General features: G+C 72.7%; 2 protein-coding genes. Both read right to left on the bottom strand.

Going from position 1 to position 1,525, the window contains the following annotated elements; all coding sequences use genetic code 11:
- Window positions 1–47 precede the first annotated feature (47 nt).
- Window positions 48–779, bottom strand: a complete 732-nt coding sequence (locus tag SZ60_RS14000) for an NAD(P)-binding domain-containing protein (RefSeq protein ID WP_043596898.1) — start codon at window positions 777–779, stop codon at window positions 48–50.
- Window positions 780–904: 125 nt separating this feature from the next.
- Window positions 905–1,525 (bottom strand): LPXTG cell wall anchor domain-containing protein (locus SZ60_RS17840; protein WP_156155621.1); only part of this gene is annotated, 621 nt, incomplete at its 5' end.

The following is a 1,525-nucleotide window of genomic DNA, read 5'->3' as shown; positions in this document are numbered from 1 at the left end:
CAGGGTTCGCCACCGCACCCGAAAAGGATTGGAACGCATCTACTTCGTTACCCCGCCGTGACCTCCGACGTCTCGTCGACACCGGTGCCCGGGTTCGACGAACGTCGCGCGCGAGCCACCGCGAGTCCGCGTTGCGAGCTCCAGAAGTCGCGCACCGTCTCGCGGAGCTCGGATGCACCGACGTCCGCCCCGAAGGCCAGCGACCCCGGCTCGAGGGCGATGCCGTCGGCCAGGGTGGGCAGGGCGACGGGGTCGAAGCCGATGGCGTCCACGAGGTCCGCGACGACGTCGAGTGCCTCTCGGTCGTCCGACGCCAGGGCGATCGCGCTCCGCTCGGGATCACCGGCGGGCAGGGCTCCCTCGTCGAGGTCGTGATACCCCATGTGGTTGAAGCCCTTCACGACGCGTGACGTGGGCAGGTGCTGCTGGACGAGCTCGCTCGTCGAGGTGCGGACGTCCGAGAGGTCGTCGCGCAGGCCGTCCGTCTCCCACCAGTAGTTCATGGCGTCGACGACGACCTTGCCCGCCAGGGCATCCACCGGGACCGAGTCGAGCTTGCCGAGCGGCAGGGCCAGGACGATGATGTCGGCCTCCCGTGCCGCGTCGGCCGACCAGACCGCTCGGGCCCCGGGGGCGATCACGTCGACGATGAGGCGGATGCGGGCAGGGTCTCCCGAGCCGGAGAGGAGGACGGGGTGGCCGGCGGCGTGGACGAGGCGGGCGAGGACGGTGCCGACCTTGCCCGCGCCGAGGATGCCGATGGTGGGTGCGGACGTCATGTGTCGTGCAACGCACGGGGGCATCCGCCGATTCCGGACACGGCGATGCACCGCAGGCCCCTGAACCAGGTCTGCGGTGCACCGTCGGTGTGGAGTCGCTCAGAAGCGAGCGACGGAGGTGGCCGTCAGGCGCGGGCCGTCCGGCGGCGGGCCGCCACGAGCAGGCCGAGTCCGGCGAGCAGCGCCAGCAGTCCGCCCAGGAGCGGGGCCGTCGCGTCATCGCCGGTGAAGGCGAGCGACGAGTCGGCGGCGAGAGCCGAGGAGGCGCTGGTCCCCGAGGCGAGGACGCTGCGGTCGGCCGCCGCGGCGGTCACGAGCACGGTGCCGGTGGTCCCGGTGGTCCCGCCGAAGCCGTCGATGCCGGCGGTGTCCTCGGTGCCGGGCGTGATCGTGCCGTCGTCACCCGGGGTGGCAGGCGTCGTCGGGTCGACCGGGTCGGTCGGGTCGGTCGGGTCGGTCGGGTCGAACGGCTCGGCCGGGTCGACGGGGATCGTCGGGTCGGTGGGGTCGGTCGGCGTGGTGGGGTCGGTCGGCGTGGTGCCGGTCGTCCCGTCCGTGACGTCGGTGTCGCCGATCACCGCGACGGCGTTGCCGGACAGGTCGATCGGCAGCGAGATCGAGGGGACGATCTGGGTGCCACCGAGGATGCCGTCGTCACCACTCGTGGTGCCACCGGTCGTGCCGGTGCCCGTCGTGCCGGTGCCGGTGCTGGTGCCCGTGCTGGCCGAGTCACCGACCACCGAGAT

It is taken from the genome of Frigoribacterium sp. MEB024 (genome assembly GCF_000878135.1).
Lineage (GTDB): Bacteria > Actinomycetota > Actinomycetes > Actinomycetales > Microbacteriaceae > Frigoribacterium.
This window is presented reverse-complemented; position numbering and strand designations above follow the sequence as displayed.